Below are 15,772 nucleotides of genomic sequence, written 5' to 3'. Positions count from 1 at the left end.
GTGCCGCACGAGAACAAGGCCTACGAGGTCAAAGACCTGCCGGACCAGCCGGCCGGGTTCGTCTGGGACCTCTCCGGCACCCGGCTCGTCATCTCCGGCAGCTGCCCGGAGTGCGGCCACGCGGTCGACCATCCCGTACCGGACGTGATGCCAGGCGCGGTGACGATGGGCTGGCGGTGGCGCCGGGAACGCGCCCGGGAAGAGGTGCCGCGAGAGGTGTACATGCGGTGCCGGTGCCTCCAGCCGCACGCCGGGGACGAAGAGGAAGCCGGTGGCTGTGGGGCCGCATGGGTGGCGATCCGTCCCGCCGGTGCCGGCTCATGACGGCACCGAGGCGTTACGCGTCGCCGGAGCTCCGGCGTGCCCAGAAGCGGCTGGAGGCGATGACCGAGGCCCAGTTGCAGATCGCGCGGGCGCAGGCGGAGGGCTGGCGGAACTTCCTGACCATCGCCACCGGCCTGCTGGCCGCCGTGCTGGTCCTCAAGGGCCGTGAGAACGTGGCGGAACTCCCCGGGGGTTACCGGACGGCGGTCGTGGTGTCGGTGGCAGCCGGCCTGGTGCTGCTGCTGGCCGCCGCCTTCCTCGCCGTGGCGGCCGCCCACGGCCGGCCCGGCGGCGGGCTGAAGTACGCCGATGCCATCGCGCTGCTGGACTGGGAGCGCGACGAGCGGGAGCGGATCGTGTCGCGGGTCTCGCTCGCACGCTGGGCGACCCTGCTCGGCGTGCCGGTCACCGCTGCCGGGATCCTGGTCACCTGGGTGGCACCGGCACCGGACGAGCCGGCGCAGAAGGTCGTGGTGCACACGCGGGGCGAGAAGGTGTGCGGGGAACTCCTGGCGGCCGATGGCACCGGCGTGACGATCAAGGTGGAGCCCGCGTCCGGCAAGGGGGCCGCGACGGTCCGCCACGTCGCCTGGCAGGGCGACGCGATGAGCGCGGCCCCCGCCGGCAGGTGCTGAGCCGGCGTCCGAGGAGCCGCGGCCGGCAGCCGGGTCAGGTGCCGTCGCCGGTGATCGTGATCTTGGTGCCGACGGTGGTGTGCGCGTAGAGCCAGCGGGCGTCGGCGGTGCGCAGCCCGATCAGGCCCAGCGTGGACGGGCGGCGGCCCGGGACGTCCGTCATGCCGTCGGCGCCGTAGACGAAGTGCGGATCGTCCCGCGATCCGGCGAAGGACAGCACCCAGTCGTGCTGCTCCACCACGCCCGTCGGCGACGCGCTGAACCTCGCGTGCCGGTGGCGGCCGGTGACGCGGGCGACCGAGTCACCGCGGAACGGGTGGTTCATGCCGGGCGCCGAGACGGGGAACGTCCGTCCGCCCGCGTGCAGTTCCAGGGTGTTCAGGTCGACGCTGATGTCGCGGACCGCGGTGTCCTCGTCGGACGGGAGCGGGGCCGGAGCGGTGGTGGAGGCGGTCGCCGCGGGCGGGGGAGCCGGCCGGTCGGCGGGGTCCAGCAGGGCCGTACCGGCGAGGACGGCGGTGGCCGCCACGGCGAGGCCGGCCGAGACCAGTCCGCCCCGGCGGACACGGCGGCGCAGCACGGCCCGCCGCCGTACGACGGAACCGGGGCCGGGTGCGGAGCGCCGGCCCTGAACCGCCACCTCGCGCAGCGCGTCGGTGAGCCGGTCGGCGGACTGCCCGGGCACGGCCGGGCCCGACGGGTCATGAGGCATGCGTGGCCTCCTTCGTCCCGGTCATGGTCTCAGTCTCCTCGGGCGACAGATGGCGGGCGAGGGCGGCGCGGCCACGGGCCAGTCGCGCCTTGACCGTCCCGACCGGCGAGCCGGTCTCCGCGGCGACCTGGTCCACGCTCAGGTCGCACACGTGGTAGAGGACCACGGCCAGCCGTTGCGCGGGGGGCAGTTCGCGCAGCGCGGCGACCAGCGCGACGTGTTCGGGCCCCGGCCCCGCGATCTGCTCCGGCGGTGTGTCCTTGCGGACCAGCTCCAGCCAGCGCCGGGCGCGCCGGAAACGGCTGACCGCGAGCCGGGTGGCGACCGTGCGGATCCACGCCTCCGGTGCCTCGGCCGCGTCGAACGACGTACGCCGGTCCCAGGCCCGTACGAAGGCTTCCTGCACCACGTCCTGGGCCTCGGCGTGGTCGCCGGTGAAGGCGTACAGCTGTCCCACCAGGCGGGGGAAGGCGGCCGCGTAGAAGGCGTCGAACTCCTCCTCGGTCATCGGCCCCCCGCCGCATCTCGCGCCACACCGGTGCGTGTCCCCGCGCGCATCACCCTCAGGATCCCCTGCGGATCTCCGTCCGGAACCCCCTCCGGCGAGGCGATCCTACGGGTCGGCAGGGCCGCCACCCGCCAGGATCCCCTCCCGGAAATTCCCCGGGCGGGATGCAACCCGCCTCCCGTGCCGTGCGTACAGACCATGTCCGCACGCATCTCAGGGGGAACTCCGTGTCCACGCACGACTCGACCAGCCGCCGCCCGTACGACGGGCCCGGCCACCGTCCGTACGACTCCACCGGCCGTCACCCGTACGTCTCCACCGGCCGTGCGCGCGGCCGGCGCCGTGTCGCCGGTGTCCTCGCCGCGGCCGGTGCGCTCGTCCTCGCCGCGACCGGATGCGCGGCCACCACCTCGTCCGCCGCGGCCGGGTCTTCCGCCCCGGCCGGTGCGGGCACCCGCACGCCCGCCCACGCACCCACCCGGACCGCGCCCGCCGTTCCCGAGCCGGCCGTGCTCGCCGAGGCCAAGGTCAACGTCGGCGAGGGGGCCACCGTCGGGGTCGGCATGCCGATATCCGTCACCTTCCCGCGGCCCGTGCCCCGGGCCCAGCGGGCCGAGGTCGAGCGCCGGCTCACCGTCGGCACCGACCCCGCCGTCGGGGGCGCCTGGAGCTGGGTCAAGGACCGCAACCTCCTCGACGGACAGCGCGTCGACTACCGCCCGCCCGCCTACTGGAAGCCCGGCACCCGCGTCACGCTGCACGTCGGCACCAAGGCCGTACGGCACTTCACCATCGGACGCGCCCTGACCGCGACCGTCGACGTGCGCAGCCACACCATGACCGTCACCGAGGACGGCAAGCCCACCACCCGCATCCCGGTCACCGCCGGCCGTCCCGGCCTGGACACCTGGAACGGGACCATGGTGGTGCTGGACAAGCAGCCCAAGGTCTTCATGGACTCCCGGACCGTCAACCTCGGCGACGCCTACCACGACTACTACTTCTGGGCCGTGCACGTCACCACGTCCGGTACGTACCTCCACCAGAACCCGAACGCCGACACCTACGCGGGCCGGTCCAACGTCACCCACGGCTGCGTCGGCCTCTCCACCGACGGCACCGCCGAGCGTTTCTACCGGCGGGTCATCCCCGGTGACGTCATCCGTGTCACCGGCTCCAAGGAGACGGTCGCCACCGGCAACGGCTACGGCGACTGGAACCTCAGCTGGTCCGAGTGGCTGGCCAACAGCGCGGTCCGGCACGGGAAGAGCGGCTCACCGGAGCGGTCGCAGTAACCCGCGACGCGCAGGCTCACCCCTCACGGCAAGTCAACTCCCGCACAGCTCTTGCCGATCCGGCACGGCACTCCTAGGTTAAGCGCGACATTAAGTCCGTTTAACTTGATACTTGAGCGAGGTTGCCGTGCCGCACCGCGCAAGACCGCGTACGCGCTGGATCACCGCGGCCGGGGCCGCCTTCGTCGCCGTGGCGGCACTGGCCGGCGCCGCGCACGCAGGGCCGGCCCGGGCGGCAGCTCCCACGCCCCGCGCCCAGCACGTCGAGTACTTCCCGGGACCGGACGCCGAGCCCCGCCAGGTGACCGTCCCGGCGGGCGCCCCGGCCCGGTCCGCCCGCCCGGGGAGCCCCGGCACGGGCAAGCCGCCGTACACCGAACCGGCGGTACGGGCGTTGCAGCGGACCGGGCCGGTGTCCGGACGGCTCGACCTGGTGGTGATGGGCGACGGCTACACCGCCGACGAACAGGACGAGTTCGCCGCGGACGCGGAGGAGAAGCTGGACGCGATCTTCGAGGTCGAGCCGTACCGCAGCTACCGCGGCCTGTTCAACGTCTGGCTCGTCGACACCGTCTCCCCCGACTCCGGCGTCTCCGGCGACCCGACGGCCGACGTGGTGAAGGACACCGCGCTGCACTCGGCCTTCTTCTGCGACGACATCGAGCGCCTCCTGTGCGTCGACACGGACGCGGTCGCGCGCTACGCCCGCCTCGCCCCGGACGCCGACATCGTCTTCGTCGTCGCCAACTCGGCCAAGTACGGCGGTGCCGGCTACTCCACCGCGGACCTGCCGCCCGCCTCGCCGTTCCACGGAGTGGCGACGATGTCGTCCGACAACGACAGGTCGTACCTCATAGGGGCCCACGAACTGGGCCATTCCATCGGCGGGCTGGCCGACGAGTACCAGTACGCGGGCCAGGGCGCCTATCCCGGCACCGAGGAACCGGCCGCGGCCAACCTCACCCTCCACCGCGACCCGGACGCCGCGAAGTGGTCCCGCTGGGCCGGGGCCCAGGACCCGACCGGCTCGGTCGTGGGCACGTACGAGGGCGGGGGCTACTACGAGACGGGCGTCTACCGCCCGACCGACACGTCCCTCATGCGCACCCTGGCCTCGACCGAATTCAACGTCGTCGGACGGGAGGCGATGATCGCCGGCTTCTACGCCGACGCGGACGCACTGACCTCCCGTGTCCCCACGACCGAGCCGGTCCGCGGGAACCGGCTGATCACCGTACGCCTCGCCCCCGTGACCGGCCTCGCCGATCTCCGCCTCACCTGGTCCGTGGACGGCCGGGAGGTCCCCTGGGCGGCCGGCCTGCGGACGGTGACACCGCACGTCCTGGGCGTCCGCGGGCACGGCCGGGAGCACCGGATCACGGCGACCGTGACCGACCGCACGGCGGCTGTCCGGGAGCCCGCGGTGCGGGCCCGGACGGTCAACTCCCTGACGTGGACGGTGCGCTGAGTCAGACGCTGCTCTCCGGCGATATCGCCAGGTGCCACACCACGAAGTCCACGAGGGTGGCGATGGACTCCAGGCAGTCCAGGCTCAGGTCCTGGGCGGCCACGTCGACGCCGTAGCGCTCGGTGATCGCGGCCAGCAGCGTGACGCCGGCCAGGGACGACAGCGAGATCTCGGAGCCGAACAGCTTGGTCTCCGCGGGCAGTTCCCCGATGCGGGACAGGTCCGCGCGGGTGGCCTCGGCCAGCATCGCGCGGATCTCCCGCTCCACGTGGGCCCGCTGTTCGTGCAGGGGTTCTTCGGTCATGGGGTCGGTCCAATCGGCAGCGGACACACCTGCAGCCAGCCGGGCCAGGAAGGCAGGTCGCCGTGGAGGGTGCGGGTCAGCGTCACCGTCGACTGCGCCGGGTCGCCGCCTTCGCCGGCGATGCGCAGGCCGGCCTGGCGGAACAGCAGCCGCAGTTCGGTGTTGGCCCCGGTGGGCCTGAGGTCCGTCGTGAACTCGTCCGCTCCGGCCGTCCGGGCCTCCTCCATCAGCCAGCGCAGGAAGGCGACGGAGGCACCACGGCCGGCGATGCGGCAGGACAGGGCGAGCAGGGGCACCGACCACGCCGTGGGGCCGGGCCGCACCAGCGCCATGCCGATGATCCCGTAGTCCCCGAACCGGTCGGTCATCCGCGCCGTGAACAGCCGGTGTCCCCCCTGCTCGTTCATCAGCCGGACCTGCTCGCGGTCCAGCCCGGACGAGTTCAACCGGTGGGTGCGCTCGGCGAGTTCGAGCGCACGGGGAATCTCCTCGCGCCCCGCCGCGCCGATCTCGATGCGCATCTCGCACCACCGCAGGAACTCCTCCCTGCTGCCCTCGAAGCGCTCGCCCGCCCGGCGGCGGACCTCCTCGGTCCGGTACCGGTCGACCCGCGCGCGGGCCTCCGCGGTGACCGGCCGTCCGTCGAAAGAGGCGAGCAGCGCGGGCACGTCCCGCGGATCCGCCGTACGCACCCCGGGCAGCAGGGCTTCCACCTCGGCCCGCTCGTACGGCGAGTCATCGACCAGGAGGAGCGACTCGACCGCCACCCCCAGCTCCGCGGCGATCCTGCGCAGGGCGGTGCTCTTGTCCTGCCAGGACACCTGCGGGGCCAGGAAGCGGGCGGCGAGCCCGGTGTCACGGGTGAGGCGCTCCAGCACCTCGGGGGCGCTGCGGCTGGCGATGCTGCTCAGCACACCGCGCCCGGCGAGCGCGTCGACCGCGGCCAGCATCTCCGGACGGACCTCGGGCAGCCCGCTGTCGGCGCGCTCCACCGCCACGCCGTCCCACAGGGTGCCGTCGAGGTCCCACACGACGCACTTGACGCCGTCAGTGTCCAGCATGGCTCGGGTCCTGTCGCTCGGACGCACTGTCGTCGGCGCCCGCCGGAAGCCGCAGCTTCATCACGAGGTTGGTCGGGGTGAAACCGAACTTCCGGTACAGGGTGCGCATCGGGACGTTGCCGACGTGCACCCGGCCCACGACCTCGGTGAGCCCGTGCCGCACGGCGAACTCCAGCCCCGAGGAGATGAGCAGTTCCGCCACCTCGGCCCGGCGCTCCACGGGGGCCACCGCCAGCGAACGGAAGTTCGCGTACCGGTCACCGGTCATCGTGTTCTGGTTGACGCTGACCCAGAGCCAGCCGATCGCCGGGTCGCCCGGCCGGTGGGCGACGATCATCCCGTCCTTGGACTTCTCCATCGCGCGCGCCATCCGCGTCCGGTGCCGCACCGGGTCGTCCACGGCGTCACCGCCGAAGGAGACACGGGCGATGTCGACCTCGAAGTCCCCGATCGCCTCCAGGTCCCCCTCGTCGGCCTGCCGGGTGACGTAGGGCGCTGCCCGCTCCTCGAGCACGTCGCGCTCGTCGGCGGTCGGCGGGTGCCAGCCCGGGCGGGCCGGCACGGGAGGGGCCGTCTCCCCGGCCCGCTCCTGCGCGCCGGCCTGTGCCGTGCCGGGCGCGGGTGTGCCGGACTGTGCCGTGGCGGGTTCCGGTGTGTCGGACCGTGCCGTCGCGGGTTCCGGCGCTGCCGCCGTCACCTGCGGGCGGCCGCCGGTGTGCCGGGCCGCCGAGGCGGGCTGCCGGGTCTGCTGCTCGGGTCCGGCCGGCACCAGCGGGCCGGGGCGGAAGGGCCCCTTGCCGCAGTTCGGGCAGCCTTCCGCGCGCAGCACGCCCACCGAGGCCCACTTGGCGCCGGGGCCGACCCGGACCAGTTCCCCGCAGGCCACGCATTCGTACATACGCTGCCGCGAGCGTTTGTCACCCGTGTAGAGCGGGCCCTTGTAATCGCCTTCCTGGGAAGGCGCGGTCGCGCTCGTGGTGAGGAGATGCTGGAAGAATCCGACCCCGCCCAGGATTCCGCTGCCCTCGTACTCGTTGAAGTTACGGATATACCCGTTGGTGACGAGACCGAGTTCCATGATTTCGCGCTGCACCTGGAGCATTTCGTCCGGGCTCTTCCCGCCGAATGACAGGAAAATGCTGTGGGCCGGGCCCGGACGCAGTCCTTCCACCGCGCGCGACAAGAACAGCCGGGCGCCCTCGGGGGTGTACGGCGGGTCGGTCATCGCCACGTCGAACTGGCGGTGCAGCTTTTCCGGGAGCGGATTGCGCAGGTCGTGCTGGACCGTCTCTATCCGCGTGCCGAGGTCCGCCGACACCCGCTGGATGTAGCCGAGGATGTCGGGGGAGATGTCGACCACCGTGACCTGGTCGACGAGGGGGCTGCCCAGCACGTCGCCGACCACGGCGACCGCGAGCGAGATCAGGTCGTCGTCGCCGATCAGCAGCAGCGAACCGCCGGGGAGCGTGCCGGACGACAGCAGGGCCAGGATGCGCCGCACCTTGGTCTCGGGGGTGCACTTGGACTGGTCGATCGTCATGTCGACGGCCGGACCGTCCTCCATGATCGCGGACAGGCGGGCGACCGCCTCGTCCAGCACCTCCGGGATCACCAGTTCGCGCCCGTCACAGGTGCGGCAGGTGGCGTCCAGCGTGAGGTCCATGCCCAGCTCGGTGACGACGGCCCGGCCGGCCTCGGTGAGCCGCGACGGGCGTTCCCTGGTGATCAGCCCGCGCTGGCGCAGTTCGTTGCCCACGGCAGCCACGATCGGTACCGGCAGGCCGACGGCGCGGCTGATGTCCTTGGTCGAGGCCGGAGCCAGCCGGCGGATGGCACGCAGGATCGACCGCACCCCCGGAGGCCCTTCCTGGAGCCTGACGGCGTCCGCGACATCATTGAGCACTCGGTCGGCGCTGAGACTGCGGCGTCGTCGACGGGCGTTCGTCACAATGTTGCTCCACGTGGGGTGAGAATGTTCGTGCCAGTATACGGGGCCGCAGAACCCCGACGCCAGGCGTCTAAGGGCGGTCCGGAAATTACGGTCGGCTGCTGTTCCGCCGCCATTCCCGTCCGGTAATTCTGTCGTGCGCGCCGGCTATCCGGACGCAGGTGCGGCAGCTTTTCCGTATCCACCGGAACATGTAAAGGAACGCGGGCCGGAACGAATAGCCGTGAATGGTCTCCCCGTCGCCGTGCGCGGGTCCGGGTCCTCGTCCGGCGGCGTCGGCGGGGGAATGCGCCTCCTGTGCCGGCGGGCCGACAGGGCTTCGGCGGACGCCGCGGCGGGCGGATCCGCAGGCCCCTGGCGGCGCGCTGCGGTACGTTACCCTGGGTGCTAGCCTGGGGTGGCTAAGTGTCGGCAGTCGGGATGTCAAGGCCCCGATCCGGTCACCGTGATGGTTGTGAAACCACGATGTGAACCCCGTTGTGAACCCCTGGAGAGGAGTTGCGGGAAGCGGCTTCCGCACCTGCTTCCCGGCGCGCCATGAGTAATCCCGCCGAACTCGCCACCGAAGGTATACACGTCGACGACCTGTGCTCGTACGCCGTCGACGTGTGGGTGAGCGACCACAGCATCCTGACTGATGAGCAGCGCCTTCTGAAGGTGCTGCGCGATGCGGCGGAGAAGGGCAACGCGAAGGTTCTCGGCGAGGCCTCGCACGTCTTTCCCAACGGCGCCGTCACCGCGATTCTCCTGCTTTCCGCGTCGCATCTGAGCATTCACACCTGGCCGGAATTCTCGCTGGCCAACGTCGATTTGCTCGCCTACGGCCGACTGAACGGCGAGCGCATGATGCAGAGCGTCGAACTGGGTCTTTCGCCCACCAAGATCAACGTGACCCGGAACCTCCGCGCCGTTCACTGAGCCTCTCCCCGCACCGGATCCGGACCCCGGTCCGGGGCTTCGGCCTGTCTGCTGGTAACAGGTCGGCTGAGCTAGCATGGGGTGTGGTCTAGGGAGAGTATCGGTCGCGGGGAGGACGAACGGGCCCCCGCGTCCGGGCATCTGTGAGGAGATGGATCATGGGACGCGGTCGCGCACGTGCGAAGCAGGCCAAAATCGCTCGCGAGCTCAAGTATCACGCCCCCAGTACCGACCTCAGGGCCCTTCAGCAGGAACTCGCCACGGGCGAGGACGAGGACCATCCCGCGGACATCCTGGTCGACGGGGAAGGGACCGACGACCGGGAACGTCCGCTCGACCCCCGGTGATCTCCTCCCGTTCACTCCCCACCGGACGACCGGCCCCTCCTCATCACAGCCAGCCCCTCCGACGACCGCAGGCGAATCCCGGAATGGTCCCGGTGGAGGGCATCACGCACGTCCCGGAGCGTGCACACCTGGAAACCCCGCCGCCGTAGCGGGCCGACGGCGAGAGCCGCCCCGCCCCGGCCCCAAGGTGCTGATCGGGGAAGGCTTGTGGACGACGCGCAGCACGCCGGATCCGACGACCCGTCAGGGCGTCGGTCCGGGACGCGTCCCGTGCAGGTGTGGTGGGCCCGGCTGTCCGGTGCGTACCCGGGCCTGCCCGGGCTGCTCGACCCGGTGGAGCGGGCCCGGTACGAGGCCACCGCCGACCCCCTCAACCGGCAGCAGTTCCTGGTCGGTTGTGCGCTGAGCCGGCTGGTGCTCGGCCGGCTGCTCGGCCTGCCGCCCGCCCGGGTGCCACTGCGCCGCGTGTGCCCGCGCTGCGGCGGCCCGCACGGCAAGGCCGCCCTTGATCCGGCGGCGGACCTCGGCTTCTCGATCAGTCACAGCGGTCCGACCGTGGGCCTGGCCGTGTGCCGGGGCGCGGAGGTCGGACTGGACGTGGAGCGGCTCGAGGAGGCGCCCGCCGTCGGCCTGGTGGCGCCGCGCATCCTGTCCCCGGCCGAACTCGCCGTACTGCACACGCTCGTTCCGGCCGACCGCCCGGCCGCCCTGCTGCGCTACTGGACCCGCAAGGAAGCGGTGCTGAAGGCCCTGGGAATCGGACTTGGGCTGCCACCGAGCCGCCTGGAGGTGTCGGCACCCGGGGCTCCCGCCCGGGTCCTCCGCTGGGAAGACCGGCCCGACGTGGCCGGGGAGTTGCGGCTGACCGACCTCGAGGCGGAGGGGCGGCACCCCGCGGCCGTCTGCGTGACCGGCGGCACGGAACCGGCCGTCGTCGAGCAGGACGCGCACGCCCTGCTGACGGACGCGGACTAGCGACCGCCCTCCACTGCCGCCGAGCACGGACCGCCGACCGCCCTCCACTGCCGCCGGGCACGGACCGCCGACCGCCCTCCACTGCCGCCGGGCACGGGCCGCCGACCGCCCTCCACTGCCGCCGGACACCGGCTGCCGCCCGGGGCGTGAAGAGGCCGGCGCGCTCAACCCCGTGTCGGACAGCGGGGGTTCCGCGGCCGGCGTCAGCGCAGCAGCGACAGCGCGGCCACCGCGACCGCACCGGCGCACACGGCGAGCACCGTGGCCAGACAGCGCCGCCGCAGTTCCCGGTAGCGCTGCTCGTACTCGCCCCGCAGGGACACGCACCGGCCCGCGACGCGTTCGAGATCCGCCCGGGCCCGGCACAGACTGTCGGCGACGTACCGCCGCTCGATGTCCTCGCGCTGCGCCGTCGTCAGCCACTCCACGGGGGCGGTGAACTCATGTGCCCGCCGCTCCGCCTCCGCGATCCGGGCCTGCCAGAGCAGGTACCCCTCCACCTCGTTGCCGAGGCCGGGACCGGCACCCTGTTGCGGCAGACCGCTCACCCGCGTCCCCGGTCGGTCGTGGCCGGGAACCCGCCCGCCTCCTGCTCCGCCATCGCGATGTCGGGATGGTGCAGGTCGAACGCCGGGCCCTCGCTGCGGATCCGCGGCAGGGTGACGAAGTTGTGCCGCGGCGGCGGGCAGGAGGTGGCCCACTCCAGCGAGCGGCCGTAGCCCCACGGGTCGTCGACACCGACGGGCGTGCCGTACTTGGCCGTCTTCCAGACGTTGTAGAGGAACGGCAGCATCGACAGGCCGAGCAGGAACGAGCCGATCGTGGAGACCGTGTTCAGGGCGGTGAAGCCGTCGGTGGCCAGGTAGTCGGCGTACCGGCGGGGCATGCCCTCGGCGCCCAGCCAGTGCTGCACCAGGAAGGTCCCGTGGAAGCCGACGAACAGCGTCCAGAAGGTGATCTTGCCCAGGCGTTCGTCCAGCATCTTGCCCGTGAACTTCGGCCACCAGAAGTGGAATCCCGCGAACATCGCGAAGACGACCGTGCCGAACACCACGTAGTGGAAGTGCGCCACCACGAAGTACGAGTCGGAGACGTGGAAGTCCATCGGCGGCGAGGCCAGGATGACCCCGGTCAGACCACCGAAGAGGAACGTCACGAGGAAGCCCGTGGCCCAGAGCATGGGCGTCTCGAAGGACAGTGAGCCCTTCCACATCGTGCCGATCCAGTTGAAGAACTTCACCCCGGTCGGGACCGCGATCAGGAACGTCATGAAGGAGAAGAACGGCAGCAGCACATTGCCGGTGACGTACATGTGGTGCGCCCACACCGTGAGGGACAGGCCGGCGATCGCGATGGTGGCGGCGACGAGGCCCATGTAGCCGAAGATCGGCTTGCGCGAGAAGACCGGGATGATCTCGGTGACGATGCCGAAGAACGGCAGCGCGATGATGTACACCTCCGGGTGGCCGAAGAACCAGAAGAGGTGCTGCCACAGGAGTGGGCCTCCGTTGGCCGGGTCGTACACGTGGGCGCCGAACTTGCGGTCCGCCTCCAGGGCGAACAGCGCGGCGGCCAGCACCGGGAAGGCCAGCAGGACCAGCACGGCCGTCAGCAGCACGTTCCACACGAAGACCGGCATCCGGAACATGGTCATGCCGGGCGCGCGCATGCAGATGATCGTGGTGATGAAGTTGACCGCACCGAGGATCGTGCCGAAGCCGGAGAAGGCCAGACCCATGATCCACAGGTCCGCCCCGAGCCCTGGTGTGCGGATCGCGTCCGACAGCGGGGTGTAGGCGAACCAGCCGAAGTCCGCGGCGCCCTGCGGGGTGAGGAAACCGCCCACCGCGATGCTCGAGCCGAACAGGTAGAGCCAGTAGGCGAACATGTTCAGCCGCGGGAACGCCACGTCCGGGGCGCCGATCTGCAGCGGCATGATCCAGTTCGTGAAACCGGCGAACAGCGGGGTGGCGAACATCAGCAGCATCACCGTGCCGTGCATCGTGAACGCCTGGTTGAACTGCTCGTTCGAGATGATCTGCAGACCCGGCCGGGCCAGCTCGGCGCGCATCAGCAGCGCCATCACGCCACCGATCAGGAAGAACGCGAACGACGTCGCAAGATACAGCGTGCCGATGGTCTTGTGGTCGGTGGTCGTCAGCCACTTCACCACGACATTGCCGGGCTGCTTGCGCCGGACCGGCAGCTCGTTCTCGTACGAGTCCTCAGCCGGCTCGGCACCACCCTGGGGTTCGTTCAGGATGCTCACAGGTCGTCCGTCTCCCGATGCTCGCCGTCCGCCCACGCCAGGCCGGTCCCCCCATCCTCACCGCGCCCGTGCGGCCCCGGCGCCCTGAGCGGCCGACGCGCGGCCGGACGGCTGACGGATGCACCCGGACGGCGCAGCGGACGCGGGCGCGGTCACCGGGACTCCCGGGCTCCGGTACCGGCCCGGGTCCGACTGCGCACGCTCCGGGCGGTGCCGGCGTGTCCCGCGACGCCGGACCCATGTGACCCAGGCCACACTGATGTCCCGGAACTCGGTCACCGTCCGCTCCGACTCCTGAAGCGGTACGGCTCATCCGGCCATGCCGTACGACGTGATCGGGAGACGCGGTTGATGGACGAGTCCCGGCGCTCCGGCTCAGCCTCCGGATCCCGCGTGGGTGCGGGCGCCGGCGCGGTGCTGCGCGGGGTGGCGCCTCCGCCCGCCCTGTGCGGGTTCCTCCTGCTGCTGGCCCTGCTGTTCGCGGTGTCGTACGCCGTCGGCGCCGCCGCCGGGCCGGTCGCCCCCGGCATGCACGGCACCGGCACGAGCAGCGGGGGAGACGGCACCGGCGGCGACGGGAGCGGCGACGGGAGCGGCGACGGCATGAACGGCATGGACGGCATGGACGGCATGGGGGACGGGCACGGGGGCGGGCACTGATGGCGGCGGACGCCGTGACCGCCCTGGTGACGACCGATCTGACCGTCGGCGGGATGACCTGCGCGGCCTGCGTGAACCGGGTCGAGAAGAAGCTCGGCAAGCTGGAGGGGGTGACCGCCACCGTCAACCTGGCCACCGGCCGGGCACGCGTGAGCCATCCCGCGGGGATCACCCCGGAGGAACTCGTCGCCACCGTCGAGCGGGCCGGGTACACGGCGGCACTGCCCGAACCGCCCGGCGAGCAGCGGCACACGGGCGGCGAGGACGACGGGCAGGCCCGGCAGCAAGGGGACGGTCAGGACCGCGACCGGCAGGAAGGGGACCGGCAGGAGCGGGACCGGCTCCTGGTCACGGCGCTGCTCGCGCTACCGGTGCTCGTGCTGTCGATGGTGCCCGGCCTGCAGTTCCGGAACTGGCAGTGGCTGTGCTTCGTGCTGGCCGCGCCGGTCGCCGTGTGGAGCACCTGGCCGTTCCACGCCCGGGCCGTACGGGGCCTGCGGCACGCGGCGGCGACCATGGACACCCTGGTGTCGCTCGGTGTCGTGGCCGCCTTCTCCTGGTCCGCGTACGCCCTGTTCCTCGGGGGCGCCGGCGAGCCCGGGATGCGGATGCCGTTCAGCTGGGTGCTGTCGGCGGAGGACGGCACCGCCGCCCACCTCTACCTCGAAGCGGCGGTCGGCGTACCGCTGTTCGTGCTGGCGGGACGGTTCCTGGAGGCACGGGCCCGGCGCGGCACCGGGGCGGCACTGCGCTCCCTCGCCCGGCTCGCCGTCAAGGACGTCACGGTGCGCGAGGGCGGCTCCGAACGCCTGGTGCCGCTCGGGCAGCTGACCGTCGGCCAGGTCTTCGTCGTACGGCCCGGGGAACGCGTCGCCACGGACGGCGAGGTGGTGGAGGGCGGCTCCGCGGTGGACCTGTCCCTGGTCACCGGGGAGAGCGAGCCGGTCGAGGTGGGGCCCGGCTCCGCCGTGGTCGGCGGTGCCGTCAACGCCGGCGGACTGCTGCTGGTGCGCGCCACCGCCGTCGGGGACGGCACCCGGCTCGCCCGCATCACCCGGCTGGTGACCGAGGCACAGGCGGGCAAGGCGCGGGCGCAACGGCTGGCCGACGCGGTGGCCGGCGTCTTCGTGCCGGTCGTGCTGACGCTGGCCGTGACCGTGCTCGGCTTCTGGCTCGGCGCGGGGGCCGGACCGCAGGCCGCCGTCACCGCGTGCGTCGCCGTCCTGGTGGTGGCCTGTCCCTGCGCGCTGGGCCTGGCGACCCCTACCGCGCTCACGGCCGCGACCGGGCGGGGGGCCCAGCTGGGGGTACTCGTCGGCGGCCCGCAGGCGTTGGAGGGGCTGCGGCACGTCGACGTGGTCGTGCTGGACAAGACGGGCACGCTCACCTCCGGCCACATGACCGTCGCGCGTGTCACGGCGGTGCCGGACGGTCTGGGCGAGGAGGCGGTGCTGCGGCTGGCCGGCGCCGTCGAGTGCGGTTCGGAGCACCCGCTGGGCCGGGCCGTCGTGGCCCGGGCCCGACTGGCCGCGGGGCAAGGGCGACTGCCGGAGCCGAGCGGGTTCCGTGCCGAACCCGGGCGGGGCGTGCGCGGCCGGGCCGAGGGACGGCTGGTCGAAGTCGTCGCCCCGGACGGCGCGTTGCCCGCTGTCCTCGCGGACGCGCTGGCCGGGGCCGAGGCCGCCGGTCACACGCCGGTGCTGGTCCGCGTCGACGGCGTGCCCGAGGCGCTGATCGAGGTCGGGGACGTCGTACGCGCCGGAAGCTACCGTGCCGTGGACCGGCTGCGGCGCCTCGGCGTCCGGCCGGTGCTCGCCACGGGTGACCGGGAGGCGCCCGCGCGGGCGGTGGCCTCGGCCCTGGGCATCGACGAGGTGCACGCCCGCTGCACTCCGGAGGACAAGGCCGCCCTCGTCCGGGACCTGCAGCGGCAGGGACACCGGGTCGCGGTCGTCGGCGACGGCGTCAACGACGCCGCCGCGCTGGCCGGGGCCGACCTCGGCATCGCCATGGGCGGCGGCACCGACGTGGCCGTCGGCGCGGCCGACGTGACGCTGGTGCGCGGCGACATCGAGGCCCTCGCGGACGCGGTCCGGCTCGCCCGGCGCACGCTCGGCACCATCCGCACCAACCTCGTCTGGGCGTTCGGGTACAACGCCGTCACCGTCCCGCTCGCCATGGTCGGCCTGCTCACCCCGATGCCGGCCGCGGCCGCCATGTCGGCCAGCTCCCTGCTGGTGGTCGGCAACAGCCTGCGGCTGCGCACGTGGCAGCCGTCACCGACGGGCAGGCCCGGCCGATGAGCGGGCGGAGGCGGACGTGATGAGCGGGCGGTCGTGGGCCGAGGA

The 15,772-nt window shown here is 72.7% G+C and carries 16 protein-coding genes; 9 read left to right on the top strand and 7 right to left on the bottom strand.

Annotation, left to right across the window (positions count from 1 at the left end; all coding sequences use genetic code 11):
* The gene (locus tag JK359_RS14230) at positions 1–324 is read left to right on the top strand and encodes a hypothetical protein (RefSeq protein ID WP_201835563.1); all 324 of its coding nucleotides are present in this window, start codon (positions 1–3) and stop codon (positions 322–324) included.
* Positions 321–959 (top strand): hypothetical protein, encoded by a 639-nt coding sequence (locus JK359_RS14225; RefSeq protein ID WP_201835561.1) that lies wholly within the window; start codon positions 321–323, stop codon positions 957–959. Before JK359_RS14230 ends, JK359_RS14225 begins: the two co-directional genes overlap by 4 nt.
* A gap of 34 nt (positions 960–993) precedes the next feature.
* On the opposite strand, the gene JK359_RS14220 is transcribed toward JK359_RS14225, so the two are convergent.
* Complete coding sequence (locus JK359_RS14220; protein ID WP_201835559.1) at positions 994–1,671, bottom strand: L,D-transpeptidase family protein; 678 nt, start codon at positions 1,669–1,671, stop codon at positions 994–996.
* Entirely contained in the window at positions 1,661–2,179 is a 519-nt protein-coding gene (locus JK359_RS14215; RefSeq protein ID WP_201835557.1) for a SigE family RNA polymerase sigma factor, read from the bottom strand. Before JK359_RS14215 ends, JK359_RS14220 begins: the two co-directional genes overlap by 11 nt.
* Positions 2,180–2,406: 227 nt before the next feature.
* On the opposite strand from JK359_RS14215, the gene JK359_RS14210 reads away from it, so the two are divergent.
* Entirely contained in the window at positions 2,407–3,474 is a 1,068-nt protein-coding gene (locus JK359_RS14210) for a L,D-transpeptidase (RefSeq protein WP_307788106.1), read from the top strand.
* Between the two features lie 112 nt (positions 3,475–3,586).
* Entirely contained in the window at positions 3,587–4,942 is a 1,356-nt protein-coding gene (locus JK359_RS14205; RefSeq protein WP_236677837.1) for a M64 family metallopeptidase, read from the top strand.
* Position 4,943: 1 nt separating this feature from the next.
* On the opposite strand, the gene JK359_RS14200 is transcribed toward JK359_RS14205, so the two are convergent.
* Genes JK359_RS14200 through JK359_RS14190 form a run of 3 tightly spaced genes read right to left on the bottom strand, consistent with a single transcriptional unit; the run spans position 4,944 to position 8,159 of the window.
* On the bottom strand, positions 4,944–5,246 hold the full coding sequence (locus JK359_RS14200) for an acyl carrier protein (RefSeq protein WP_201835553.1): 303 nt from the start codon (positions 5,244–5,246) through the stop codon (positions 4,944–4,946).
* Entirely contained in the window at positions 5,243–6,307 is a 1,065-nt protein-coding gene (locus JK359_RS14195; RefSeq protein ID WP_201835552.1) for an HAD-IIIC family phosphatase, read from the bottom strand. The genes JK359_RS14200 and JK359_RS14195 overlap by 4 nt, the downstream gene beginning before the upstream one ends.
* Positions 6,294–8,159, bottom strand: coding sequence for a GNAT family N-acetyltransferase (locus JK359_RS14190; protein WP_307788104.1), 1,866 nt, complete (start codon positions 8,157–8,159; stop codon positions 6,294–6,296). Before JK359_RS14190 ends, JK359_RS14195 begins: the two co-directional genes overlap by 14 nt.
* Positions 8,160–8,792: 633 nt before the next feature.
* On the opposite strand from JK359_RS14190, the gene speD reads away from it, so the two are divergent.
* From speD to JK359_RS14175, 3 genes are all read left to right on the top strand, one after another.
* A complete protein-coding gene (speD, locus tag JK359_RS14185) occupies positions 8,793–9,173 on the top strand; it encodes an S-adenosylmethionine decarboxylase (RefSeq protein WP_201835550.1) in 381 nt (126 codons plus the stop codon).
* Between the two features lie 158 nt (positions 9,174–9,331).
* Positions 9,332–9,520 carry a DUF3073 domain-containing protein gene (locus JK359_RS14180; protein ID WP_201835549.1) on the top strand — a complete coding sequence of 63 codons (189 nt, stop codon included), beginning with the start codon at positions 9,332–9,334 and terminating at the stop codon, positions 9,518–9,520.
* Between the two features lie 207 nt (positions 9,521–9,727).
* Complete coding sequence (locus JK359_RS14175; protein ID WP_201835547.1) at positions 9,728–10,495, top strand: 4'-phosphopantetheinyl transferase family protein; 768 nt, start codon at positions 9,728–9,730, stop codon at positions 10,493–10,495.
* A gap of 203 nt (positions 10,496–10,698) precedes the next feature.
* Here the strand turns inward: JK359_RS14175 and JK359_RS14170 are convergent, their stop codons facing one another.
* Positions 10,699–11,043, bottom strand: a complete 345-nt coding sequence (locus JK359_RS14170; RefSeq protein WP_201835546.1) for a cytochrome C oxidase subunit I — start codon at positions 11,041–11,043, stop codon at positions 10,699–10,701.
* Positions 11,040–12,764 (bottom strand): aa3-type cytochrome oxidase subunit I, encoded by a 1,725-nt coding sequence (gene ctaD, locus JK359_RS14165; RefSeq protein ID WP_201835544.1) that lies wholly within the window; start codon positions 12,762–12,764, stop codon positions 11,040–11,042. The genes JK359_RS14170 and ctaD overlap by 4 nt, the downstream gene beginning before the upstream one ends.
* A gap of 351 nt (positions 12,765–13,115) precedes the next feature.
* On the opposite strand from ctaD, the gene JK359_RS14160 reads away from it, so the two are divergent.
* Both JK359_RS14160 and JK359_RS14155 read left to right on the top strand, forming a co-directional pair.
* The gene (locus tag JK359_RS14160; protein WP_236677836.1) at positions 13,116–13,424 is read left to right on the top strand and encodes a hypothetical protein; all 309 of its coding nucleotides are present in this window, start codon (positions 13,116–13,118) and stop codon (positions 13,422–13,424) included.
* Positions 13,424–15,727, top strand: a complete 2,304-nt coding sequence (locus tag JK359_RS14155; RefSeq protein WP_201835542.1) for a heavy metal translocating P-type ATPase — start codon at positions 13,424–13,426, stop codon at positions 15,725–15,727. Before JK359_RS14160 ends, JK359_RS14155 begins: the two co-directional genes overlap by 1 nt.
* Positions 15,728–15,772: the final 45 nt, after the last annotated feature.

It is taken from the genome of Streptomyces actinomycinicus (assembly GCF_016741775.1).
In the GTDB taxonomy this organism is placed as follows: Bacteria; Actinomycetota; Actinomycetes; order Streptomycetales; family Streptomycetaceae; genus Streptomyces; species Streptomyces actinomycinicus.
Note: the sequence above shows the minus strand (reverse complement) of the source record. Positions and strands in the feature narration are given on the sequence as shown.